Origin of the sequence: Psychrobacter sp. bablab_jr014 (genome assembly GCF_016464015.1) — a bacterium.
Classification (GTDB): Bacteria; Pseudomonadota; Gammaproteobacteria; order Pseudomonadales; family Moraxellaceae; genus Psychrobacter.
In genome coordinates this window covers 42,713-68,415 of sequence record NZ_JACDXT010000010.1, presented here as the reverse complement: position 1 = coordinate 68,415, position 25,703 = coordinate 42,713, and the positions used below count along the sequence as shown (strand labels likewise).

General features: G+C 48.7%; 21 protein-coding genes. 9 read left to right on the top strand and 12 right to left on the bottom strand.

The window, feature by feature from the left end; translation table 11 throughout:
- Window positions 1–2: 2 nt before the first annotated feature.
- The 3 genes from clpB (at window position 3) to JIE71_RS03100 (ending at window position 5,914) form a co-directional block, all read left to right on the top strand.
- Window positions 3–2,597: an ATP-dependent chaperone ClpB gene (gene clpB / locus JIE71_RS03110; RefSeq protein ID WP_199507268.1), complete on the top strand. Its 2,595-nt coding sequence runs from the start codon at window positions 3–5 to the stop codon at window positions 2,595–2,597.
- A gap of 196 nt (window positions 2,598–2,793) precedes the next feature.
- A complete protein-coding gene (locus tag JIE71_RS03105; RefSeq protein ID WP_228284513.1) occupies window positions 2,794–4,182 on the top strand; it encodes a PQQ-dependent sugar dehydrogenase in 1,389 nt (462 codons plus the stop codon).
- 103 nt (window positions 4,183–4,285) lie between these two features.
- Window positions 4,286–5,914, top strand: coding sequence for a BCCT family transporter (locus JIE71_RS03100; protein WP_199507267.1), 1,629 nt, complete (start codon window positions 4,286–4,288; stop codon window positions 5,912–5,914).
- A 104-nt stretch (window positions 5,915–6,018) separates the two neighbouring features.
- On the opposite strand, the gene JIE71_RS03095 is transcribed toward JIE71_RS03100, so the two are convergent.
- The 5 genes from JIE71_RS03095 to JIE71_RS03075 form a co-directional block, all read right to left on the bottom strand.
- Window positions 6,019–6,357 carry a DUF3144 domain-containing protein gene (locus tag JIE71_RS03095; RefSeq protein WP_199507266.1) on the bottom strand — a complete coding sequence of 113 codons (339 nt, stop codon included), beginning with the start codon at window positions 6,355–6,357 and terminating at the stop codon, window positions 6,019–6,021.
- Between the two features lie 27 nt (window positions 6,358–6,384).
- Window positions 6,385–7,551, bottom strand: a complete 1,167-nt coding sequence (gene metK, locus JIE71_RS03090; protein WP_199507265.1) for a methionine adenosyltransferase — start codon at window positions 7,549–7,551, stop codon at window positions 6,385–6,387.
- Window positions 7,552–7,868: 317 nt separating this feature from the next.
- On the bottom strand, window positions 7,869–8,564 hold the full coding sequence (nth, locus tag JIE71_RS03085; protein ID WP_199507264.1) for an endonuclease III: 696 nt from the start codon (window positions 8,562–8,564) through the stop codon (window positions 7,869–7,871).
- Window positions 8,565–8,685: 121 nt separating this feature from the next.
- The gene (locus tag JIE71_RS03080) at window positions 8,686–9,549 is read right to left on the bottom strand and encodes an RnfABCDGE type electron transport complex subunit B (RefSeq protein WP_199507263.1); all 864 of its coding nucleotides are present in this window, start codon (window positions 9,547–9,549) and stop codon (window positions 8,686–8,688) included.
- A gap of 54 nt (window positions 9,550–9,603) precedes the next feature.
- Complete coding sequence (locus tag JIE71_RS03075; RefSeq protein ID WP_199507262.1) at window positions 9,604–10,494, bottom strand: LysR family transcriptional regulator; 891 nt, start codon at window positions 10,492–10,494, stop codon at window positions 9,604–9,606.
- A 101-nt stretch (window positions 10,495–10,595) separates the two neighbouring features.
- Between JIE71_RS03075 and JIE71_RS03070 the strand changes: the two genes are divergently transcribed.
- The gene (locus JIE71_RS03070; protein WP_199507261.1) at window positions 10,596–11,528 is read left to right on the top strand and encodes a DMT family transporter; all 933 of its coding nucleotides are present in this window, start codon (window positions 10,596–10,598) and stop codon (window positions 11,526–11,528) included.
- A 39-nt stretch (window positions 11,529–11,567) separates the two neighbouring features.
- Here JIE71_RS03070 and nudC read toward each other — a convergent pair whose 3' ends face one another.
- From nudC to dnaQ, 3 genes are all read right to left on the bottom strand, one after another.
- Complete coding sequence (nudC, locus tag JIE71_RS03065) at window positions 11,568–12,470, bottom strand: NAD(+) diphosphatase (RefSeq protein WP_199507260.1); 903 nt, start codon at window positions 12,468–12,470, stop codon at window positions 11,568–11,570.
- Window positions 12,471–12,676: 206 nt separating this feature from the next.
- Entirely contained in the window at window positions 12,677–14,359 is a 1,683-nt protein-coding gene (locus JIE71_RS03060; RefSeq protein WP_199507259.1) for a hypothetical protein, read from the bottom strand.
- Window positions 14,360–14,564: 205 nt separating this feature from the next.
- Entirely contained in the window at window positions 14,565–16,112 is a 1,548-nt protein-coding gene (gene dnaQ / locus JIE71_RS03055) for a DNA polymerase III subunit epsilon (RefSeq protein ID WP_228284512.1), read from the bottom strand.
- 195 nt (window positions 16,113–16,307) lie between these two features.
- Here dnaQ and JIE71_RS03050 point away from each other — a divergent pair, with 195 nt between their 5' ends.
- From JIE71_RS03050 to JIE71_RS03040, 3 genes are all read left to right on the top strand, one after another.
- Window positions 16,308–16,958 carry a hypothetical protein gene (locus JIE71_RS03050; protein WP_199507258.1) on the top strand — a complete coding sequence of 217 codons (651 nt, stop codon included), beginning with the start codon at window positions 16,308–16,310 and terminating at the stop codon, window positions 16,956–16,958.
- 144 nt (window positions 16,959–17,102) lie between these two features.
- Window positions 17,103–17,405, top strand: a complete 303-nt coding sequence (locus tag JIE71_RS03045) for a hypothetical protein (protein WP_199507257.1) — start codon at window positions 17,103–17,105, stop codon at window positions 17,403–17,405.
- Window positions 17,406–17,545: 140 nt separating this feature from the next.
- The gene (locus tag JIE71_RS03040; protein WP_228284511.1) at window positions 17,546–18,712 is read left to right on the top strand and encodes an LD-carboxypeptidase; all 1,167 of its coding nucleotides are present in this window, start codon (window positions 17,546–17,548) and stop codon (window positions 18,710–18,712) included.
- Window positions 18,713–18,802: 90 nt separating this feature from the next.
- On the opposite strand, the gene JIE71_RS03035 is transcribed toward JIE71_RS03040, so the two are convergent.
- From JIE71_RS03035 to JIE71_RS03025, 3 genes are all read right to left on the bottom strand, one after another.
- Window positions 18,803–20,293 (bottom strand): PepSY-associated TM helix domain-containing protein, encoded by a 1,491-nt coding sequence (locus tag JIE71_RS03035; RefSeq protein ID WP_199507255.1) that lies wholly within the window; start codon window positions 20,291–20,293, stop codon window positions 18,803–18,805.
- A gap of 303 nt (window positions 20,294–20,596) precedes the next feature.
- Complete coding sequence (locus tag JIE71_RS03030; RefSeq protein ID WP_199507254.1) at window positions 20,597–22,408, bottom strand: NAD(P)/FAD-dependent oxidoreductase; 1,812 nt, start codon at window positions 22,406–22,408, stop codon at window positions 20,597–20,599.
- A gap of 289 nt (window positions 22,409–22,697) precedes the next feature.
- Window positions 22,698–23,633 carry a LysR family transcriptional regulator gene (locus tag JIE71_RS03025; RefSeq protein WP_199507253.1) on the bottom strand — a complete coding sequence of 312 codons (936 nt, stop codon included), beginning with the start codon at window positions 23,631–23,633 and terminating at the stop codon, window positions 22,698–22,700.
- Between the two features lie 109 nt (window positions 23,634–23,742).
- On the opposite strand from JIE71_RS03025, the gene JIE71_RS03020 reads away from it, so the two are divergent.
- A complete protein-coding gene (locus JIE71_RS03020; protein WP_199507252.1) occupies window positions 23,743–24,177 on the top strand; it encodes a DMT family transporter in 435 nt (144 codons plus the stop codon).
- A 5-nt stretch (window positions 24,178–24,182) separates the two neighbouring features.
- A complete protein-coding gene (locus tag JIE71_RS03015) occupies window positions 24,183–24,665 on the top strand; it encodes a DMT family transporter (protein ID WP_199507251.1) in 483 nt (160 codons plus the stop codon).
- A 122-nt stretch (window positions 24,666–24,787) separates the two neighbouring features.
- Here JIE71_RS03015 and JIE71_RS03010 read toward each other — a convergent pair whose 3' ends face one another.
- Entirely contained in the window at window positions 24,788–25,585 is a 798-nt protein-coding gene (locus JIE71_RS03010; RefSeq protein WP_199507250.1) for an IclR family transcriptional regulator, read from the bottom strand.
- Window positions 25,586–25,703: the final 118 nt, after the last annotated feature.

The following is a 25,703-nucleotide window of genomic DNA, read 5'->3' as shown; positions in this document are numbered from 1 at the left end:
CAATGAGATTTGACAAATTTACACAAAAACTGCAGGCCGCTATTCAAGAAGCGCAAAGTCTGGCACTGGGTCGCGACCACACAGGTATTGAACCCATGCATATTTTGGCGGTGCTGCTCCAAGACGAAGCCAATCTGTCGATTTGCCAGCAGGCGGGCGGCTCGATTGCGGCGCTAAAAAACGGTGTGGCAAAGGCGCTGGACAACCAAGCGGTAATTGGCGAACCGACAGGCGAAGTGAACCTATCGCCCGCTTCGGCAAAGGTACTGAATCTTGCTGACCGCCAAGCGCAAAAGGCAGGCGATGACTTTATCGCTACCGAATGGGTATTGCTCACGTTAGCCGAGCAGGGCGATACCAAAAAAATCTTTGAAAACGCGGGCATCACTGCCAGCAATCTAAAGACCGTCATTGAGCAGCTACGAGGTAATGATACGGTGAACAACCAAAACGCTGAAGACCAACGCGATGCGCTAAATAAGTACACTATCAACCTCACCGAGCGTGCAGAAATGGGCAAGCTTGACCCTGTAATTGGGCGTGATGAAGAGATTCGTCGCACCATTCAAGTGCTGTCACGCCGTACCAAAAACAACCCTGTATTGATTGGTGAACCAGGTGTTGGTAAGACCGCGATTGTTGAAGGCTTGGCTCAAAAAATCATCAATGGCGATGTGCCTGAAGGCTTGCGCCGTAAAGAAGTGTTGTCGCTCGATTTGGGCGCGCTGATTGCAGGTGCTAAGTATCGCGGTGAGTTTGAAGAGCGTCTAAAAGGGGTACTCAGCGACCTTGCCAAACAAGAGGGCAATGTCATCCTGTTTATCGATGAGCTGCATACCATGGTTGGCGCGGGCAAGAGCGATGGTGCGATGGACGCGGGTAATATGCTAAAACCCGCCTTGGCACGTGGCGAGCTACACTGCGTTGGCGCGACCACGCTGGATGAGTACCGCCAATATATCGAAAAAGATGCCGCCCTTGAGCGCCGTTTTCAAAAGGTGTTGGTCGATGAGCCGACCGTCGAAGACACCATCGCCATTTTGCGCGGGCTAAAAGAGCGTTACGAGCTGCACCATGGCGTTGATATTCAAGACAGCGCGATTATTGCCGCAGCGCGCATGAGTCATCGCTACATCACCGACCGCAAATTGCCTGATAAGGCGATTGACTTGGTCGATGAGGCAGCAAGCCGTCTGCGTATGGAAATGGACAGCAAGCCTGAATCGCTTGGCAAGCTAGACAGCCGCTTGATTCAGTTAAAAATGCAGCGCGAAGTGCTCAAGAATGAAGAAGACGCGGGCGCAAAAGCCGAGTTAAAAGCGCTAAATACGCAAATTGAGGAGTTAGAAAAAGAATACGCTGACTTGAACGAAATCTGGCAATCAGAAAAGGCACTGGTTAAAGGCAGTCAGCAGCTCAAAGACGAGCTGGATAAAGCGCGTATTGCCTATGACAAAGCGAGCCGCGAAGGTGACTACGAAGCCATGTCCAAGCTGCAATACGAGACCATCCCGCAGCTGGAGCGCCGTATTCATGAGTCGGATTTGGCCGAGCAAAAAGAGCAAACCAGCAGTGCAGGCGTAAAGCTGTTGCGTAATAAAGTGACGGACAATGAAATCGCCGAAGTGGTCAGCGCGGCAACGGGCATTCCTGTCACCAAGATGCTGCAAGGCGAGCGTGATAAGATGCTGGCGATGGAGTCGGTATTGCATGAGCGCGTGATTGGACAAGAAGAAGCGGTCAATGCAGTGGCGAATGCCGTGCGCCGTAGCCGTGCGGGGCTGGCTGATCCGAATCGCCCATCAGGTTCGTTCCTATTTTTAGGGCCGACAGGCGTGGGTAAAACCGAGTTGACCAAGTCGCTGGCGAACTTCTTATTTGACTCAGAAGATGCATTGATTCGTATCGATATGAGCGAATATATGGAAAAACACAGCGTCAGCCGTCTGGTCGGTGCGCCTCCAGGCTATGTCGGTTATGAAGAAGGTGGCACGTTGACCGAAGCGGTACGCCGTAAGCCTTATAGCGTGGTGCTGTTCGATGAGGTCGAAAAAGCACATCCTGATGTGTTTAACATCTTGCTGCAAGTATTGGACGATGGGCGCTTGACTGACTCACAAGGGCGCGTGGTGGACTTTAAAAACACCGTCATCATCATGACCAGCAACTTAGGCTCGCACCGCATTCAAGAGATGGCGGGCGAGGACTATGACGATATCAAAGATGCGGTCATGGAGTCGGTAAACAGCCACTTTAGACCTGAATTTATCAACCGTATTGACGAGATTGTGGTGTTCCATGCGCTCGGTCAAGCGCAAATGGCAGGCATCGCGGACATTCAAATCGACCGCTTGCGCCGCCGTCTGCAAGAGCGTGAGCTGGACATTACTTTGAGCGATGCGGCGATGCACCAGCTGGTATCGGTAGGCTATGACCCTGTATATGGTGCGCGTCCGCTCAAACGCGCTATCCAGCAAGAGATTGAGAATCCGCTATCGCTTAAGCTATTAGCAGGCGACTTTGTGGCAGGCGATATCATCCAAGTCGATGTGGATAATGAAGACAAGCTCACTTTCAATAAGCTTAGAATGAGCTAATCGTCATAGCACGGCTTTGATTATTATCAAACAGTAATCACGGTATTTATGACCCAGCCCCTTATTCATTGAAATGAGTAAGGGGCTTTTTTGTTACTGATTATATACGCAGACTACGATATAACGCACGGAAACAGTGCGGCAATACCGTTAATATAAATGCAACTATAAAAAAAACATCGATAAGGGACGACGTATGATAACGGAAATCAGACAACCCAAACGCCCGTGGATGAGTATCACTTTAGGGATGCTGGTGTTCGGTGTGGCGTCTTGCTCAAACGGTACAGTCAGTGACAATACAGCAGCTGAGCAAGGCAATAATACCACCAATACGACGACCACCAATACTACGAACAGTGCTGAGAGTGATAGCAATCAAGTTGCTGTCAATCAACAGCAAACCCCAACTACCAGCCAGCAAACCAATGCCGATACGCGCCAAAATGGACAAAATATCAATACCACAGGCAGTGCATCGCAGCAGCAAAAGCCAGCATTTACGCAAAAGGCCATCGCAACTTTTGATGAGCCTTGGGCCATGTGTGCGCTGCCACAAAGCCAAGGTAAAGCGCAGCGGCTACTGGTCACAGAAAAAGGCGGCGCGCTGTTTGTGGTAGATACCCAAACGGGCGTAAAAAATCGCATTCAAGGCGTGCCCAAAGTTGCTTATGGTGGTCAAGGTGGCTTCGGTGATGTGGCGCTTGCGCCTGACTTTGCTAAAACTCAAGACATTTATCTGAGCTATGTTGAAGAAACGGCCAACAAATATGGCGCGGTAGTCATCAAGGCAAGTATAAAAGATTTAGATACCACGTCGCCCAAACTTATCAATCAGCAGCGCATCTGGCAGCAAGTGCCCAAAGTTTCAGGACAAGGGCATTTTAGTCATCGCTTATTATTTTCCCCTGACGGACAGTATTTATATATCAGCTCAGGCGAGCGGCAGAAGAAAACTCCTGCACAAGACATGAGCGTGAATTTGGGTAAAATCCTACGTCTTAATCCTGATGGCAGTGTGCCTGAGGACAATCCATTTACCGACACAACCAGCGATGACAGCGCGTCCAGTAGCGAACGTGTTACCGCTCAAATTTGGAGCTTGGGTCACCGCAATGTCTTGGGTATGCAGTTTGATGACACAGGACGGCTATGGGCGAATGAGATGGGGCCGCGAGGTGGCGATGAGCTAAACCTCATTAAAAAAGGCAATAATTATGGCTGGCCTGTGGTATCTAATGGGCGCAACTATTCAGGTATCGATATTCCTGATCACGATACCCGTCCTGATTTTACACCGCCACACGTGTCGTGGACACCTGTCATCTCGCCTGCTTCCATGACGTTTTATAACTCAGGCAACCAGCAAGATTTTCCTGCATGGCAAGGCAATATGCTGATCAGCGGCTTGTCTTCTAAATCGCTGGTGGTTATCAGTTTACCTACGGACAGTAGCAGCCAAGCTAAAGAACGCTATCGCTACAATATGGGTGAGCGTATGCGTAGTGTGTTGGCAGTCAATGGCGCAGTATGGGTACTTGAAGATGGCAACGAAGGCCGCTTGCTCCAGTTGGTTCCTAAATAAATATAAAATAATTAAAATTGGCAAATGTTTACAAAAATTAATCAAATTTGATAGTTTTAGGTTATCTTGTTATGGTAGATGACCCTAATAAAAGAGAAAATCTATGGATCATGTTAAAGTTGGTCGCTTAGGGCCGTTTCCTAAAGTCAGCAAGCCTGTCTTTATTGTCTCCAGTATTGCTATTGTCGGATTTATTATATTCGGTGCTTTTTTTACAGAGCAAGCAGGAGCACTGTTCGATACGCTACAGAGTTTTATTACCCATAAGTTTGGTTGGCTGTTTGTAATTTTAGTCAATCTAACATTGGGACTGTGTCTTTATCTAGCCATGAGCCGTTACGGGGACATCCGTTTGGGAGCGCAGACAGAAACGCCACAATACAGCCTATTATCGTGGATTGGTATGCTGTTTTCTGCGGGTATTGGTATTGGCTTGGTCTATTGGGGTACTGCTGAGCCGCTGTATCATTTTATGGCACCGCCCCTAGGTGAAGCAGAGACCATAGAGTCTGCCAAGCAGGCGATGAGCATTTCATTTATGCACTGGGGACTGCACGCTTGGGGCATTTATACCATCGTGGCCTTGGCGCTTGCTTATTTTCATTTTCGCCGTGGGTTACCGCTGTCTATACGCTCAACCCTTTATCCACTGCTGGGTAAAAAGATTTATGGCCGGTGGGGGCATACTGTAGATATTTTGGCAGTATTCGGTACGATGTTCGGTGTTGTCACCTCGTTAGGCCTTGGCGTCATGCAAATTAACTCAGGTTTGACCAACTTATTTGGTATTCCTGATAGCCTAGGTATCCAGTTTGCTTTGATTGCCTTTATTACAGTTTTAGCCGCGATGTCCGTGATGATGGGCCTTGATAAAGGGATTAAACGTCTTAGTGATCTTAATATTGGTCTGACTGTATTGCTACTTGTATTTATGGTTATCCTCGGTCCAACACTTTTTATCTTTGACAGCTTTTTAGAGAACATCGGTAATTATGCGACTTCTATCATTCCGTTAGGAACGTGGGGTGAGGCTTATAATAATGGTGACTGGCGTAGTGCATGGACGATATTTTATTGGGCATGGTGGGTCAGTTGGTCACCATTCGTGGGTATCTTTATTGCGCGTATTAGCCGTGGTCGTACCATCCGCGAGTTTATTTGGGGTGTGCTCTTAATCCCGATGACGATTTTGTTCTTCTGGTTTACGACCTTCGGTGGTGTCGGTATCCATATGGAACTGCTCGGTGATCCTGGTTTGGTCGCGGCAGTGCAAGAAGATACAGGTAGTGCCATCTTTAAGCTGGTCGAATACTATCCGTTTGCACAGCCTATCACTATGATGATTGTGGTGATGATTATCTTATGGTTTGTGACCTCATCAGATTCAGCCAGCTTCGTTATTGACATGTTGACCGCAGGTGGCGATACGGATCCACCGAAAATTCAGCGCTTATTTTGGGCATTGACCGAAGGTGCGATTGCCGCTATCTTGCTTGCCGCAGGGGGCTTGGCAGCGTTACAGTCTGCTGCAATTATCGCAGGCTTGCCATTTGCTTTGGTTATCTTTGTGATTATGTATGCTCTGCTTCGTGGCCTCGGTCGCGACCGTCTAATTCTATACCGCAATCAACAGCGCTTTATCACGGATGAATCTGCGGAACACAACTCAGCCAATGAATTTGTGGACGAGCATCTGCTCAAAGGACCACCAAAGATTGTGAAAGGTGATTGATTCATAGTTGAATAATTAGACGTTTAACAAAAAAGCCCCAGTCCGAGAACTGGGGCTTTTTTTTAGCATAATATATTCAGAAAATTATGCTTAAATAGCGTGATTTATTCAGCGTCGCCATCAGCTTTATTCAGCTGAATGTACTTTTCAAAGTTTTGCGCATAATCGGTGAGGTTGTCGCTCAGCATTTGACGATACTGTTTGACATAAAATTCGATGATGTCTTCTTTTTCTTTAGCAAAGTCATCGCCTTTAACAAAGCCGATAGACGCAACCGAAGCGCTATAGCGAGCCGCAGCGTATAGCAATGATGCGCCGACTTGACCAGAGTGCGCGTCAGGGCCGAGCTGGCTGTTCGCCAAAGCAATAACACTGTCTGCACGCTGATAGAAGGCTTGCATTTCAGGGGTGATTTCGACGTTGTTTTGAGTGTCTTGCGACATATAAATGCTCCTAAGCGATAATTACAATTACAGTCCAGCGTCTGCGCGTAAGACGTCTGCTTTGTCCGTCTTTTCCCATGTAAATTCAGTTTCAGAACCGATACGGCCGAAATGTCCGAACGTGGCAGTCTTTTGGTACATAGGCTGAAGAAGGTTGAGCATACGCGTGATGCCATAAGGACGCAAGTCAAAGTGCGTGCGAATCAGACGGATAATCTCGTCATTGCTGACTTTACTTGTGCCAAAGGTGTTAACCGAAATTGATGTTGGCTCAGCGACACCGATAGCATAGCTGACTTGCACTTCACAGCGTTCAGCAAGACCTGCGGCGACGATATTTTTGGCGACATAACGTACCGCGTAGGCAGCACTGCGGTCAACCTTTGAAGGATCTTTACCACTGAACGCCCCGCCACCGTGACGCGCCATACCGCCATAAGTGTCAACGATAATTTTACGACCAGTCAAACCTGCATCACCGACAGGGCCGCCGATGACAAATTTGCCCGTTGGGTTAATGTGGTAACGGGTATCCGCGTGCAGCAAGTTGGCAGGAATCACGTGCTTGATAATCGATTCCATGACCGCTTCTTGCAAGTCTTTTTGTGAAATGCTGGGGTCATGCTGGGTTGAGAGTACCACCGCATCAATCGCGGCTGGCGTGTTGCCGTCGTACTTTAGGGTAACCTGTGCTTTGGCATCAGGACGTAACCAAGGCAGCTCACCTGAACGGCGCAGCTCTGATTGGCGCTCCATCAAACGATGCGCAAACTCAATCGGTGCAGGCATCAGTACTTCCGTTTCGTTACTGGCATAACCGAACATCAAGCCTTGGTCACCAGCGCCTTGCTCTTCAGGGTTGCTGCGGTCGACACCTTGGGCAATCTCAGGTGACTGCTTACCAATCATATTGATTACTGCGCAGGTCTCACCATCAAAGCCGAGGTCTGAATGATGATAGCCAATGCCGTTGACGGTATCGCGGACGATACGCTCGATATCAATGTTGGCTGAGGTGGTAATCTCACCCGCCAATACCACAGCACCCGTTTTTACCAACGTCTCACAGGCAACGCGTGCGTGTAAGTCTTCGCGCAAGATAGCGTCAAGTAAGGCATCAGAGATTTGGTCAGCCATTTTATCAGGATGGCCTTCGCTTACGGATTCAGAAGTAAATAGATTGTAGTCACGCATAGTGGAGTCGCTTAGTTGAATCAATAATGAGAAAAACACATGATACGAGCAGGCAGCGCTAATAAAGGCGCCGCACAGCACAGATTCGGTACATATGTTCGTGGATACTGCAAGTGTAGGAGTAAGGGTCGGTATCGGTGCGCCAAATTTGCTGCGGCGGTATGACCCGAACGATCTACCGTAATAGAAAAATAGGCCTATTCTACCTTGAAATGCACTAAAACTCTAGTGAGCAGCATTTAGTCTGCGCTAAAGAAGCTTCATGTTGAAGCTGATGAATCGCTTGCAAAGTGGTATAGCAGATTGTGGCTCATGTGCTACTGGGTCGCAAAGTCCGCTTTGTCCTTAAACATGCATTCCATATATACAGGGCACGCGCCGCATTTGGGTGTACGCGCTTGGCAGGTATAGCGCCCGTGCAATATCAAATAATGATGCGCATCTAGCATGTAAGGCTCAGGAATGCGCTCTACCAGCTTGTCTTCGACGATGCGTACGTTTTTGCCTGTGGCCAGTCCAGTGCGGTTGCCCACACGAAATATATGCGTATCGACGGCCATAGTAGGCTGACCAAAGGCAGTGTTCAGCACCACGTTTGCGGTTTTACGTCCCACGCCTGCCAAGGACTCTAGGTCTTTACGGTTGTCAGGGACAATGCCGTCAAACTTATCCAACAAGTCGCGGCAAGTTTTCATGACGTTTTTGGCTTTATTGTTATATAGGCCGATGTTTTTAATATAATTTTTTAAGCCGTCTTCACCCAGTTCTAGTATCGCCTCAGGCGTGTTTGCAACGGGATACAGCTGGTCGGTAGCGATATTAACGCTGACATCAGTCGCCTGCGCGGACAAAATCACGGCGATGAGTAGTTCAAAATTGCTGCTATAGTTCAGCTCGGTGACAGGCGCGTCAATGGTCGCGGCGAGCTTTTCAAAAAATGGCATCACTGAGCGATTGGGCATGCGGCGTGATGGCGGGGTTTCGGCAGTTTTGTGGCGGACAGTTTTACTCATAGCGTTTGGCTGTTTGGTTATTATTTATCATAAGGTAGGTCAAAAATAGCATAAAAAAAGCACGGTTATGCAGCAAAGTTCAGGCAAAAAGTAACGGACACGATTTTTTTAGTATCACTTATTAAGCACCCAGCTGTGCAAGCTCGGCTTGTAGTTCGCTTAACTGTTGTGCTTTTTGGGGATTGGGGCGTACAGACAGCTGTTTTTCTAACTTTTTGATTTGGCTACGCAGTTTTGCTGCTTTAATCGTATTACGCGCTTCGTCTTCACTGATGTCGATGCTTTGATTGGTAGCGTTGTTGATTTTTGCCTCAACCATACTCACGACAGGCTTGGTGTTGCTGCGGTCACTTAGTTGGTCAGCCACGCGGCGTAAGTGGGTGTGGTAACGGGTGCGCAAGGCATCTTCTTCATCTTCGCGCGCCGCCTCAGTCAAGTCGCGCTCAATAGGTTCAAGGTCGATACAATCAACAGGGCAGGGCGCAAGGCACAGCTCGCAGCCCGTACACAGGTCGGTCATAATGGTGTGCATGTGCTTGCCTGTACCAATAATGGCATCGACAGGGCAGGCGGGAATACATTTGGTGCAGCCGATACACTCGTCTTCACGAATGATGGCGCGCACTTCTTGCGGACGGCCACTATCGTTATCCAGTGGCCATTTTGATGGCGCAGCATCAAGCGGCGTACGACGCAAAATCTCAGCGATGGTATCGGCCACAGGTTGACCACCGGGTACGCATTTATTATGTGCTTCGCCTTCGGTGACAATGGCGGCAGCATAAGGCAAACAGCCATCAGGATGCTCGCACAGTCCGCACTGGGTCTGCGGCAGGCAGTCGTCTACGGCGGCGATTTGCTGCTGGATAGGGACGGGCAGCTTTTCTAAGGCCAACGCATCAAACAAAATGGGCAAACCCACAAAGCGTACGGGCGCTTCGTCTGTTTGGGTTGTCTGAGTATGGGGGCGTGTAGCGGCTACCATCGGAGTCTGTCCTGTCTTAACAAGCGATAAAAATAAAGCGCAAAGGGTAACACATCACGCCTCAAAACGCTCAGTTATAAAATCAATAAACAAGCGTACTCTGCATGGAATGTTGGCACGGTGACGATAGAGCAGATGACAGGTACGCGGTTCATTGCTCCATTCAGGCAATACAGGGACGATTTGCCCTGACGCAATCAGCGGTTTGGCGATATTATCAGGGATAAAACCAATACCAATACCAGCAATAACCGCTTGTGTCAGCACCTGCATGTCATTGACCCACATCCGCACATTCTCTGTCGTCACAAACTCATAACGCGCCCCTGAGCGATCATGCTTAAAGTGTCTAGGCACAATAGGACGCATCAGTATTTTTGGCACATCAATCAAGTCTTTGGGATGACGAATATGGTCTGTACTTAACTGCGGCGCAGCGCAGACCATCATATGCGTTGAGTACAATGCACGCCCAACCCAATCGGCATGTGTATGCTCGCCCACTCGAAATGCCACATCAATGGCGTCTTCTTCGATATCAATGTGCCGATTCGACAAGCGCAAATCGAGCTGAATGTCAGGATAACACTGCAAAAATTCCGTAAATAACGGCGCAAGGCTTTGTTGACACAAGCTGATAGGCGCAGTGACACGTACCGTCCCGCTGGCAGCCTGATTGTTCTGTTGTAGCGTGCCGACGGTATCGTATAAACCATCTAACCAGCTCATACTTTTTTGATAATAGTCTTGTCCTTCTTGTGTCAGCTGTACTTTATGCGCGTCACGGTGTAGCAGCTTTAGATTCAGCTGATCTTCAAGGTGGGCAATGCGGCGGCTGAGCGTTGATAACGGCATGTGCAGCGCACGCGCTGCCTGCGTAAAGCTGCCATAGCGCGCCACCATACAAAAGCCATATAAATCATCGAGTGAGCAATTAAGTTTCATATATGGGAAATGTGCTTTTATTTTTGCTTATTTATATCATAAATAAAATCTATAGACTAGAGCCCATAAACGATGAATACAATGATGATAAGGAGCGTACGATGTACCTCTCCAAAGATATTAAGGCCATTGGTCTTTTGCTTATTTGTACCGCTTTTTGGGGTGCCAGTTTTCCAATTGGTAAGCATGCGTTGACCGAAGTGCATGCCTTGACTCTGATTTTGTGGCGTTTTGGTTTGGCTGCATTGTGTATTGGTTTATACATCCTATGGCGGCGCGTACCGATACCGAAACTGAGTGCCAAGCAATGGCTGGCGGCAATCGCGGTATCCATGGTGGGTATTGGCGGGTTAAACCTGTGTCTCTTTACAGGACTTGAGCTGACCAATCCTAATAATGGCGCGCTGATTATGGCGCTCAGCCCGCTGATGACTTCCTTGATTGGTAGTGTGGACAAGCGCCAGCCGCCGAGTATCGCGGTATGCTTGAGTCTGGCAGTCAGTTTATTCGGTGTTGTACTGGTATTAACTCAAGGAGATTTAACTCGTCTATTGGCGTTTGAGTTTAATCGCGGGGACAAGATTATTGTGGTGGGCATGCTGTTTTGGAGCTTTTATACCCATTTTAGTCAGTACATCAGCCGTTTTGTGCCGATGGTGGTTTATATCTTTGTTGGTATGCTCTCTGCGGTCGTGATGACGCTATTGGTTTTGAGCGTTAGCAGTGGCACGCATCCGATACAAGAGAGCCTTGCTATCAGTCCTATGGTGTTTACGGACTTGGTCTTTATCGGTATTTTTGGTACGGTTGCGGGGTACTTTCTTTGGATATCAGGTGTTAATCAATTAGGTGCACCTAAAGCCGCGCTGTTCTTTAACTTTGTGCCTATTTTTGCCGCCTTAGTCGCGCTGGCATACGGTCAACACACCAGCGCATTACAAGTAGTGGGTATGGGCGTGGTCATCGTTGGTTTGCTGCTGCCACAGATTGCAGCCCGCCTTCGCTTTAGTACGCTCAAACCGTGTAACTCATAATAATAGCCTTACCAAGGCCAGTACAAACGCCATCGACTGCTAAGGGTGATGGCGCAAATCAATAGTGTGTTCAGCGGCGACTTGTTCAATCAAGTCGCGCGCGATGCTACCGACAGGCGGTATTTGCGGCATATCACTCACATCAAAAAAGGCCGCTTCGGTCAGCTCTTCTTCTTCAATCACAATATCGCCCTTAACATAAGTGGCGCGAAAACCCAGCATCAGATTGGACGGAAACGGCCACGGCTGGCTACTGACGTAGCGAATGTCGGTTATCTCAATCGCTACTTCTTCGCCCACTTCGCGCACGACCGCGTGCTCTAGACTCTCGCCAACTTCAACAAAGCCTGCAATCAAGCCATAGCGCTTGAACTGACTGTTTTGACCATAGCGGCGATGATGCGCAAGCAAAATCTGTATTGCGCCTGTTTCTGGATTGGGGCGGGTAATGGCGGTAATAACGCATGGCTGAATACGTGGGTATTGATGCAGGTTGCAACTGCCACAGACCATGGCGCGCTCACCTGCTGGGTGCGCGTGTACGCTATGTCCGCAGCGACTACAAAACTGGGTATCTGACTGCCAGCGCAATAACTGCAAAGATTGATTAAGTAGTGCCACATCAGCTGCGGACAAATGGCTGATCAGCTCACGATAGGCGATAAAGGCATATGCATCGCCATACTCGTCACGCGCGTTATCACCAGCGGTCACAATAGAATGGGGCAAAAGATGATGCGCTTTGGAGAACGCGCGACTGAGCGCAGCTGTAGCAATGATGGTTTGCGTATCCTGCTTGTCGTTTGCTAAAGGCACTGCGCCTAAGGTTTCGTAACCCTCAATAGACAGTGACTCAGGCAAATCAAGACAGACAGGCTGCCAGCCTAATTTGGTATGACGACAAAGTAAGGTATCCGCATCAAAAACGAGAGCAGTAGGCATAGTATTAACATCCTGCATGACGTGCCCAGCGCACCGCACGCACAGGTCACACGATAAAAAGTAAAGAAATAAATAGGATCAGAAAAAGACAATAAAAAAGAAGCGATAGGCGACTTCATGCGGGTCATCTATCGCTCTTTTGGTCATCTGGCACTAATATAACGCGCAGGTACGCATCATTCTATAGGCATTAGGCAGATAAACCATTATGCTGCCAATAAATGGCTTAAGCTGTTTTGGGCGACATCCAGTGATTGGTTACTGATAGGACGATTGTGCTCAAAGCTGTCTAGACGATAGTCAACTGACATCATCACGTCAGCAATATAGCCCAAAGTCTTGTCATCAAGCGGAGTATCCATAGTCAGGCGACGGTCAAGATAGACAGACAGCTGACTCAGTAGACTTGCTGCGACAGGCAGATTTAAAAAGCGTATTGCACCAGAGACTTGACGCAGCATCTCTGGAATATTGGTGATGTTAAAAATTTCACGGCTGTCATCAGCAATATAATCAGAAATTGCCTGCTCTGCACTAGCGATAGTGGTACGGCTTTCTTCAACGAGGGTGTCGTAGGCCGTATTTAGCTGATGGAGTGAAATGTTGTTATTGTGCAGCGGTAGACTCACGGCACCTGGTGTGTGCTGGCGTGTCATCGCGATGGTGGCGTTTTCTGCGCCCATCAAGGCGATCAGTAACATATCAAAGTCACTTGGCGTTGGGGTTTGCCAAGTCACAATGGCATGTGCGGCAGATTGTAGCGCGTTTGCTGTTGAACCAAGACCGAGCAGCTGTAGCGTTGACTTTAGGACAATCATCTCATCTGCGATTTGTTTGGCTTGCATTTGTGGATCATGAATGGACTCGCCGCGTGCGTATTCATCGACCTTATCTTTGATCTCATTAATCTGGTGCTGAATCAGCTCGTTTAGGGTATCTGTAATTTGACGATTGGGGCCAAACAAAAAGCTGCGTAGCTTATCACGCTGCTCAGCCTCTAGCTGATTGTGCGCGTACTGGTCACGAATTGCACCTGCAAGTGCGTTACGACGTTGACACGCCAGTGTCACTAAGTCCGCAAAACGTGTGTCCATGACAGGCATATAGTTGTGGAACTGCTGCTCTAAATACACCAGCGTATGCTTTTGGGTCGGCGTTAATGGCAAAATCTGCTCGATGTCCATCACAGCAGCGGCAGCGGCTTGCCAAAATAGACTGCTGGTCTGCGCGGTGACTGCCATACAAGCAGCGCTCATCGCTTTTAGCTGTCGCTGTTCATCATCGCTAAGCGTTTGACCTTTACAGGTGAGCGCAATAAATAGACCACTGCGATAGGCGTGGCTCAATAAGTCACGATCGAGACTCAAATCGTCAAGCGATTGAAAGTTTTGTTCAGGATTGGCAATCACCACACTGCTGCTACCAAAATTAGCAAAGACATCTTTTTCGAGTTCAGGCTGACCAGTCGCTTTATGCAAGGTGTTGATAATCGGCAAAAGTAGTGATGGCTCAATAGTCTCAGTGAGCAGTACAAACTCAACATAACGATCAAGTGTCATGATGGCCTCTGATAAGTCCATAATCAGTGCGCTGTCATTATTGTCGCCATTGTCATATAGCTTTTGTAAGCCGCCAGCAATGGCTTTGCTGAGCATCTGTGCGCCCGTTAGGGATATCAGCTCAAAAATACGTGATAGCTGCATTAAAACGCTGGCAGAATCGAGAAGTAGGCGCGCTTGTTCGCTATCGTCATTAAATTCACTTAAATGCGTTTCAGTGTCTTTTAGGGTAACAACAATCTCATCACGCAAGACATGCAACGATGGCAAGCCAAAATTGGTGATACTTAAGTTTGGAGTGTGTAGAGTAATGGGGTCAAGCTGACTCATAGCGATTCTTCCATAAAGTGCCAATTATAAAGATAGAGTTATTATTAAGCGTGTCTTTTGCCGTCAATAGTAGGCTTTAGGGTAGCAGAAATTTTGTTCAAAGACAGAATTTCTGCAACGCAAACATTTATTTTCGTTGTCTGTCGGCCTTATTGCAACGCAAACGTTTCAAAAATGGTCGTAGAAAACAGATAACATACAACATCTATGAGTCAAGCGCCACTGACCATTGTGGCATTGCTGCTTTTAATTCAGGATAATCGTCTGAAAGTTTGGCAAACCAGTCTTGATGCGCTTTGGTATCGAAGGATGAACGAATCAATTTGTCCGCAAGCGCAGCAAAATGATGGTGGCTGCCTTGTCCTTGTTCGTTTTGGGTGTCGTCCTCGATGGCAAGCGACACCTGTCCGCCTGTCATGGCAAGGTAAACCTCGGCAAGAATCTCCGAATCGAGCAATGCGCCGTGGAAAGTACGGTCTTGCTTGCCCACATCGAGGCGGCGCACTAAGGCATCTAGGGTGTTTTTTTGCCCAGGATACATCTGCTTTGCCATGACCAGCGAATCGGTCACTTTAACGCGCTGCGCAAAGTCGTGCAGACCCACCTTGTCAAACTCCATAGATAAAAAGGTCATATCAAAGGGCGCGTTGTGCGCGATAATCTCTGCGCCGTCCATAAAGTCGTACAAGGCTTGCGCGACATTGGCAAACACAGGCTTGTCCGCCAAAAACGCTTCGCTAATACCGTGAATGCGAATGACTTCTTCATCCATACCGCGCTCAGGGTTGATATAGACGTGTAGCTTTTCGCCCGTAAAGCGGCGTCCGACCAGCTCAACGATACCCACTTCAATCACGCGATCGCCTTTTTGTGCGTCAAGCCCCGTGGTCTCGGTATCCATGATCAGCTGACGGTTGCTCTCATGGCGGTGCTTAGGGTGCGGTAATGATGGCTGAAAGTTGGGGTTGGCGCGGCTCGTGTCACCATCAAAGGGCATGCTGTCGGTGTCGTCATTATGAACATCCACAGGCGCATTATGTATTGGCGTGTCCATCATAGATACCTCTGTGCTGGCAGGTTGGCTGGTTGCTGTGCTGTCTTCGTAGTCGTCTTCGGTGGCAGTGTCCATCGGTATATCATCCATAAAGCTGTCAGACATCACATTGAATCCTAAAGGGTCATTCGCCAGCCAATCATCGGTTGCGGGCGCGTCTATGGCATCAGCAGGCGGTTTTTTTTTAGTATCTGTGGCATCTGCGCTTGAACCGTGTACCCCAAGGTTGGCGAGTGCGTCCGCCTTTTCATTGCCTGCATGTCCTGCGTGCCCTTTGACCCAGTGCCAGCTGACATCGCGTTTGCTGCACAAGTCATCGAGGCGTTGCCACAGGTCTTGGTTGGCAACAGGCTTTTTGCTCGCCGTTTTCCAGCCGCGCGCTTTCCAGCCTGCCACCCATTCGGTAATGCCTTTTTGTACGTAGCTAGAATCCGTCCAAATCTCAAGCGTGTGCGCCGCTGGGCTATTTTCAATCGCCTGAATCGCGCCCATCAACTCCATACGGTTATTGGTGGTGTTCTTTTCGCCGCCGTACACATCTTGGGTGCTGCCATCGCTAAATATCAGATGCGCGCCCCAACCGCCCGCGCCAGGATTGCCTTTACACGCGCCATCGGTGTAGGCAACGGTGGTGGCAGCTTTCGCCGCTAAGGGGTCACGGGATACCGTATTGGCGGGCATATCAGAAATAGAAGACATAAAAAACCGACCTAAAATAGCAAAAGAAAAACGCCATTGTGCAGCCTGATAAGGGTGCACTGCTAGCAAGGACAAATTATAACAAATCTCGCCATCAATAGGGGCAATGTACAAATATCCTTGGTATTTCATCAGCGTAAGCGCGGCGCTTTTCTGTTAAAATAAGCGCGTTTCTGACAGCGATAGGACACTTTGATGACGCGCATGAGCATAAAGGGTACGGGCAAAGGCTTTAAATATTTAATGTTAAGTGTGGTTATGGGCGGCATGCTGAGCGCAGGCTGTAGCGAATCTAAGCAAGTGGTACGCGATGACAGCACGGACTTGTCTGTGTTTGCAGGCTGCTACACCGTCAGTCACGATGAGCCTGCACAAATACGCATCAGCGAACAGGCGGGTAAGTGGGTCATGCAAATGAAAGAGCCTGTAGGCGCAGCCAAGGTGTGGGATGAGCCGACCGAGCTTGAAGAACTTACAAACGGTGATGTGCCAAACTATTTTTCGATTGACCCGCAGCATGTCGATGCCATACTCGCGCGCCCTGATAAAGTAATGGTCATGGCACACGTCAAAACAGCGTATGCCAATATTGACCCGCTACTCGATAGCGAATATCTGGCGTATATCTATCGCGGCGCGAATACCATTTTTAAGGTCGATTGCGACAATGTAAATGTTGATTTGACCAATCCGCACGGCAAGTCCAACATCGTTATTGACCATATCAATGCCCCGCAAAGTGCGACGACAGGGGAGATGCCAAATGATGACATACACCGTCAGCTAAACCAAGACGCCGCGAGCACCGATAATGGGTCGGATATGGCTAGTACACAAAAAACATAAACCAACGCGCCAGCGCAATAATGCGCGCAGCCTATATATCTTGATAGATGATCACTACAAGGGCGCGCGAAAATCAGCGTGCCTTTTCTTATTTTTTATTGTATTTTTTGATGTTGTTTTATCACGTCTTATTGAGTGTTTGTTATGAATTTTTTGAGTTACCTTATCTTGGGCGGACTGTCGTATGCCGCAGGCTGGGCAACGCGTAAGCATATCTTGCCGCCTGCGGATGTGGACGCGCCTTATAGCTTTACCCATCCCAAAATCGTCATGTGTCTACTGGCGTTTTTTATTATCATGCTGGCGATATCGTTTTTGCTCGGTCGCTATGTGCTTGGGCATGGCAGTGTGGATATGCTGTTTATCTTTGTGAATAGCGCGGCGGCGACCTTTGTCTATTCGTTCGGCGTCAATCCTGACCAAAAAAAATACGACTTGCCTGATTAAGCCCTGTCCCAAAGCCGTGCCAATAATATGCTGGCAAATTATATTTTTCCTACAAAGCCGTTAAAGTTGCTATAGCCTGCTGTATAAAAATAACGCTAACGCTGATTTTCGCGCCTCACATATCAATGCTAAGGAATACCATGTCGCAGTCCAACGCCAATACACCCGCCAATCTTACCAATCGCCGCCAGTTTTTGGGGGCGCTTGGTGCGTGTCTTGGCGTCGGTGCGCTGGGCAGTGTGGGCATACGCCGCAGCTATGCTGAAGCCAATAGCAGCACATTGGCGGCAACTTGCCATAACCCAGCGATTGAGACGCGCCTGTTTGCCAGCTCCAATGTCAGTGAGCAGATGGCGCGCAGTACACTGGCGCTGGCACGGATGCGCTGTGCAGGCTTTGATGTCAAAAATCCTGAGATTGTCAGTCGTCAATATTTGCGCTTTGCAGGGACAGATGCCCAGCGCGCTGCCGATTTACAAAACATTGCGACAGGGGCAATCGCTGCGCCCAAGTTGCTGCTCGGGGTGCGCGGCGGCTATGGCGCAATGCGCATTTTGCCCAAGGTCGATTGGCAGACGCTCGGGCGCATCATGCAAGAGCGCGGCACGATATTGGCAGGCTTTAGCGATGTGACCGCCATCCAGTGTGCGCTGCTCGCAAAAGGTGGCATGAGCTCGCTCGCTGCGCCGATGCTGTACAGCGAATTTGGCAAGACGCAGCCTGATACGATTAGTAGTCAAGAATTTGTCAGCGCCTTAACCGATAAGGCATTAACGATTGACGTGCCTGCGCTAGATACGAATAGCGCGCCCGACACCTTACCGCGCATCATGGCAAAACAGACCCGTGATTCCATTACAGGTATACTATGGGGCGGCAATCTGAGCGTAGTGTCTGCGCTGGCAGGTAGCGACTATCTGCCGCGCATGGATGGCGGCATGGTGTTTTTGGAAGACGTGGGCGAGCAGTCGTACCGTGTCGAGCGTATGCTGTATGACTTGTATTTGGCAGGCGCGTTCAAAGGACAGCAAGCGATTGTCTTTGGGGCGCTCTCAGGCACAGGCGAGGACAGCTATGACAAGCGCTTTGACGCGCGAGCGGTCATCGAGCAGCTACACGAATTAACAGGCTTGCCCATTTATACAGGTATGCCGTTCGGTCATGTGGGCAAAAAACGCAGCTTCCCTTTAGGTACCCAGTGTCGTCTGACAACGGACAGCTTAGGTGGCTATCAGCTTAGCTTTAGCGGCTACCCGACGCTTGATGCCTCGCAGATTCACCCGCCTGCACTGTGGCAAAAGGCTTAGCCATGATAGCGCAATAAAAAACGCAGACAGGTGACTGTCCGCGTTTTTTTATTATTTAAATTAGGGACACGCCCTAACATTTTTCAGTGCTTATTTTAATAAACGCTTGAGCGAGGGCACACGCGATATCAGAATAACATCCAGCAGTGTCATCACCACAATCGCAATGATGGCGGTCGGAAAAATACACGCCACGATTAATAATACAGCAAGTAAGGGCTTGCTTATGGCTAGGGGCTGATGGGAGGCAGGCGCAGCCAGTGTGCCTGCTGCCGCGCTTGGACGGCGCTGCCACCACATCACATAGCCGAGCACCGACATGGCAATAACTGCTAAGCAAAAAAGCACGTTCGCGAGCACGCTCCACCAGCCGAGCGTCCCCATATGCAGGGCGATACCTGCCGCCATAAATTTACCAAAAGCATTGTAGTCGGCAAAGCGAATGTCTGCGAGCACTTTACCTGAGTAGCGGTCAAGGTGCAGGGTACGGTCAGCAAAAGGGTTCTTGATATCGTGGCTCATGGAGTCTTGGCTCATGCTCCAAACGCCAGTTGCCCCTTGCGGGAGGCTGAGTTGATAACGCCCGACAAAGCCGCTTTCGCGCGCGAACTTATCGACCGTATCCAGTACAATCGGCACATCTGCTTTGATACCGTCTGTGCCCATCGTTGTACCTGATTGCGGCATCGGCGTCAGCTCTAGCACCCATGGCACATCTTTTGAGCTGCCATGATTGAGTGCTTCGCCGTGCGTTGGCGCTGGCATCGGTGCCGCACCTGCGCCATGAACGTGTGGCGCGGCGGCGCTCATATCCATATCGTGCATATCATGCGCGTTGGGGTCGATTGACATTGGCATCGGCGCGACACCCCATTTTCCCGCAGGGAACTGACTCCACGACTGCACCACTTTACCGCCCCAAATGCCTGCCCACGCCATACCAGAGACGCAAAAAAACAGCAGCACTACAGACACCCAACTGCCGAGCGTCGCGTGTATCAGGCGCAATTTGTGCCGTTTGATGCTTGGCTGCGGGGCAGTGGGCACCAGCATGCGCGCTACCGAACGGCGCTTTTGCCACCATAGATACAGACCGCTTAAAATCAGCAAAATCGTCAACGCTGCCGTGGTCTCTTGAATATAATCGCCCACCGTTCCGAGCAGCAAATCCCCATGAATATCATCAAAAGTATGATACAGATTGCTGTCTGCGGCAAAGGATTTGACCACGCTTGCATCATAGGGATTGACCGCCACCATGTAGCTGACATCGGTATTCTGCACACGAAACAGCGCCACTGTCTTATCATCTCGCGGCGCGATATATTGAATGAGTGTGCTGTCAGGCAGTGCTTGCAGGGCGGCTTTTGCCTGCACAGAGACAGGCTCGGTTTGTGCGGTATCCGTTGGCGCGTCAATCGCCATTCTGTCCAAGTCGCGCCCTGTGGTGTTGGCAGTCAGCAGCATGCCAAGCCCTGTCAGGCTTAAGACAATCAAAAACGGCGCAACGAACATTCCTGCATAAAAGTGCCAGCGCCAAACCTGAAAATATTTGGCATTTTGCTTATCTGATGTTGCCATCGCCCATGCTCCACAGCCCAAAAAAAGTGGCTATTAAAGCACAAGCTTGCCTTATCCGCTAATGGTTGTTATTAAGTGGTTGTTTTTATGGGAAATGAGGTGTAACTATAAAAAGGAATAGAGTAAAAAAAAGATGTTGTTAACAAATACTAAGCTGTGCCTGTAAACAACGTTAGGCAGTACATAAAAATAGCGGTACTCATGGCATCAGTACCGCCATCAAAAATTTTTATATTAATAATGAAGCTAGGGCGTGTCTTCATTTTTATCACCATTTTTGAATTGAAGACACGCCCTAAAACCCTACGTCAAATGATGCACTTCTTGCAGTCCATATACAGGCGTGTCCAAACCCTCCATACGCGCCTTTAATTGCAAGGACAGATACTGCGAGTAGTGCCGCGACTGATGCAAGTTACCGCCATGGAACCATAGCGCCTCCTGCTGCGTGGGCTTCCACATGTTTCTAAGCTCGCCTTCCCATGGACCGGGGTCTTTTTTGGTCTCCGAGCCCATGCCCCAGCATTTACCGACCTTATCCGCGACCTCTTGAGAGATGATTTTGGCCGCCCAGCCATTCATGGAGCCAAAGCCTGTAGCATAAACGATTAAGTCGGCTTCCAGCTCCGTGCCATCGGTCAAGACCACCGAATGCGGCTTGATATGGTCGATACTGACGCCTGATTTTAATTTGATTTTGCCATCGGCGACCAGCTCGGAGGCACCCACATCAATATAGTAGCCTGAGCCGCGGCGCAGATATTTCATGAATAAACCCGTGTAATCATCACCAAAGTCAAGCATAAAGCCTGCGTCTTCTAGGCGCTGATAAAAATCGGCATCCAACTCGGCAACCTTACGGTATACAGGCTCATGAAACTGCGGCATGATTTTAAAAGGAATCGAGGCAAAGGTTAAATCCGCCTTGTAGGTGGTCATGCCGTTCTCAATCGCTTCTTCTGAATACAGCCCGCCCAAGACCTCTTTCATTAAGGTATCCGACTTAATAATATGCGTCGATGAGCGCTGAATCATAGTCACGTCTGCGCCATTTTCCCATAATGCCGCGCAGATATCGTGTGCCGAATTGTTTGCGCCAAGCACCACACATTTTTTACCGCGAAACGCTTCGCCACCTGGATGCTGGCTAGAATGGTGCTGCTCACCCTCAAAGTCTTCCATGCCCTTAATCTTGGGAATGTTGGGCAATCCCGACATACCCGTGGCCAAGACCAACTGCTTAGGATGCAAGGTCAGGCGCTCGCCATCTCTATCGACTTCGACATTCCATTGCTGCGCCTCTTCGTCAAACTCGGCGCTCAAGCACTCAGTCGAGCCCCAATAGTTGATTTCCATAATTTTGGTATACATCTCAAGCCAATCGCCGATTTTGTCTTTGGGTGTGAAGACAGGCCAGTTCTCAGGAAAGGGCAAATAGGGCAGATGGTCATACCACACAGGGTCATGCAGACATAAGGATTTATAGCGGTTGCGCCACGTGTCGCCAGGTCTTGGCTGTTTGTCAATGACGATGGTCGGCACTTCTAATTGACGTAAGCGCGCCCCAAGACCGATGCCGCCTTGACCACCACCAATCACCAGGCAATAAGGCTGCTCACTGTAGCCAAGGGTTTCCGCTTCATTTTCGCGTTTTTCTTTCCACGTTTCGCGATCAGGATTGACGCCGTGCTCTGCACCTTTTGCGCGCAGTTTGTTGCGTTTTTCAGGATAGTCTTTGAGCTCTGTCATGGTCGTCAGCAGCGTCCATGCCTTGCCATCGCGCAACCGCAAATGTCCAAACCCTTTGGCGACTTTGGTCTGAAAGCGAATCCATGCCTCAATCACGCCGCCATTTTCGACTGCATCGTCCACCTCCCAGTGATGCGGCTCGGCAGTCTCCAGCGTATGCGTGAGCATGTCTTTGATATCCTCTTGACCCTCTAACGTCTTAATATTCCACGTAAAGGCAATCAAGTCGCGCCAGTAACCGTCTTTTTCAAAACAGTCTGCCGCTTTGTCGATATCTTTGTCTTTGAGTGCTTGTTCGAAGTTTTGTAGCCAGTCGCTCGCTTGCTGCTGGGCAGCCGATTGCGTCTCTAATGTTTGCGCCGTCATAACACACCTCTCCTTGGTTTTAGGTCATGTTGCAAAAATCCGTGTGCAACAATCGAAGATACCTGACTATTGAGGCGTTACTTATTACTAGTGAATCACTAACGCACAAAAAAGTCGGCAAAAATGAGGTTGATAAGCGAAAAACCTATCAACCACTCACGACTATATATAGCGGGTGGATATAATGTCAACGATAGTTTGTTATTGTAATGAGAGGTTTTGGTTGCTGGCGTGTTGATGGCCGGAATAGACATCTGCTATTGAGTTTATAAACGCATTACAGTAATCGCTAGTGGTACTGCCAATAAGGCGGGCTGCCATAGACCTTGGAAAAGTAGTCAATCAAGACACGCACATTCAATGATAAATGACGGGTGTTGGGATAAATCGCTGCTATCTGTTGCGAGTCGGTATTTACCGTCGCCTGATACTGCGGTAGCAGTTTAATAAGCGCGCCACTTTTTAAATAATCACCGAGCAGCCAATCGGGGAACAAAACAACCCCCATACCTTGGAGCGCCGCCGTTAATAGCGATTCTGCATTGTTCGATATCATCCGAGCAGGGACGGTATAAGACTGCCATGAATGCTCGTCGGTTTTAAATAACCAGCGGTTAGGCCCTGAGCTGCCTTTATACAGTAGGCAGTGGTGCTGAGCCAGCGCTTGCAGGTTATCTATGTCGCCGTAACGCGCCACATAATCGGGCGCGGCGGCGAGATGATAGGTCTGCTCTGCAAATACGCGGGCGTGTAAGCCTGAGTCGTGCAGTCTGCCTATCCGAAAAATTATATCGGTCGCATAGTGATGGGGATCAACAAAATCATCGGTTAAGGTCAAATCAATCTCAAGCGCTGGGTAGCGGTTACAAAATTCAGGCAGCCATGGCGCAATATGCCGTTGCCCAAAAAACACAGGCGCATTAATCCGCAGTAGTCCCGTCGGCGTTTGTGTACGCGCTTGCAGCGCCTTTTGCGCACTGTCCATCTGCTCAGTGATGCTACGCGCATAATCCATAAACACCCGCCCAGCCTCTGTCGGCATCACCGCCCGCGTATTGCGATAAAACAACTGCTGCCCAAGTGTGTCCTCTAGCTGCTTAATAAGGCGTGACACTTTAGACGCGGATACGCCTTCTTTGCGCGCCACCACAGAAAAACTTTGCGCGTCAAAAACGTCAATAAACAAGGCGAGTGTGCTGATGCTGATAGTGGGTGTCTGTTTCATCTATGCCAATTTTGCAAAACTGATTTTTGGATTATAACGTTTTTTAAAACAATATGCTGCGTTAGACTGCCTCCATTTCCATTATTAGTAATCTATTAAAGGCAGCGTTATGCAGATTGTATTGATACTTATCGTCGTTATTGGCGGTATGGGCCTGTCTGTAGAGGCAGGCTTACTTGGACCACTGGGCGCACAGGTCGGCGAGCTGTGGGCCACGCTCAGTATTTTCGGGGTGGGTGCGGCATTGACCTTTTTACTCATGTTGTTTTTTAGTCCGCGGAGCAGTCCCTCGTTTTTCTCCCAGCCGCCGCTCTTGTTAATCGGTGGCATCTTGGGTCCTGTATATGTAGTGACGTTGACCGTCGTCACGCCCGTCATCGGCATTGCACTGACCATGATTGGCATTTTGGCAGGGCAAATCATACAGAGTTTGGTCATCGACCATTATGGCTGGTTCGCCACGCAGACGCGCAAGATTGATAGCAGACGCGTCATTGCGTTGATCTTCATGATTATTGCATTGATATTTATGGCACAGGGGTAATGACGATGACATTGATTTTTATGATTATACTCGCGATGGTCGGCGGTGCAGCACTCAGTATACAAGCGGCGCTTAATGGTCGGCTTGGTAACAATGTCGGCGTGTTTAAAAGTGCATTTTTGACCTTTTCGGTCGGGGCATTGATTACGGCTTTATTAATTTTGTTCTTTGAGCCGCGCCACAGTATCACCTTGCTTGATGTGCCAAAGTGGCAACTGCTAGGCGCATTTTGCGGCGTGCCATACATTATTATTATGGTGGTGGCGGTGCAACGTATCGGTACGGCGGTGGCGACTGTGGCAGTTATCTTTGGTCAGCTGGCGATGAGTGTGCTGATTGATAACTTTGGCTGGTTTGGTAATGAGATGATACCGCTATCGAGCAGCCGCCTGATTGCTATTGCGTGTTTGGCAATCGCGCTGTACTTTATTTACGCCAGTAATAAAGCGGCAACCAAGCGTGCGCAAGTGGCGGAAGAGTCAGCTTGATTTTATCATCAGGCATCTTAGAAGAAAAAAGCGGCTGAGTAACGGCCGCTTTTTTTATACAAAATAATCAGGTAACGCAAATCTGCTTTGAGTTTTTTACGAACTTTTATTTTTTATAACCCTTACCAATTGCTATTAGGTTTATAAATTCTGCTCAGATTGTCCGCTGCCTCAACGATAGCAGGTACGATGTGCTGCTCAAAATGCTCTGGAGTAAACGCATGTGCTGGGAAACTCAAAGACAATGCATAAACCATTTTATTAGAAGAAAGATCCTTGATAGGTGCGGTACAGGCAACCATGTCGTTATTAAACTTTTGCCAGCTTGTTAGGTGTTTTTTACCCCGAGCACGCTGGACAGCTTGTAATAGGGAATCAAGGTTGGTCGGCGTCGCATCAGAATAAGATTCCCATGTAGAAAAGTGCTCGAATCTGCTTTTGACTTCTTCATCTGATAAGTCACTTAACAGCATTTGTCCAATAACGGTAGCGTACGCTGGCCATCTTAAACCAGGCAAAATGTTCGAGGTAAAGCTGCCTAGCGGCTGAATATTTTGTAAGTTGACAATTTCTGTACCATCTAGAGTAAACAAGTGTATCGCTGTTCCTGTATCGTCTCGCAACTGCTCCATGACAGCATAAGCTTCTTGTTTAAAAGAAATGGACTTTAAATACGAGTGCGATAAATCTACCACTTTAAGATCTAACATATAGTTTTTGTTGTGGTCTTTTTTGATATAACCCATCTGTTCTAGAGTAAACAATAATCTATAAGCGCTGGATTTGTTTATCCTTAGCTGTGCTGCAATCTCTGATAATGACATCTCATTAATATCATCTTTATTAAAAAGCTCCATCAGCAAAATGCCATTACGCAAGCTGTTTACTATGTATTTTTCATCAGACAATGTTTTGGTCATTCTTATAATCTCAAAAATTTAATTGGCCGTATTCTATCATAATGACGCACAGTCGCATCTTTGTATTGCTCAACTTCATCTGCTTATCTGCCATTTTAATGACACCAACATACCTCGC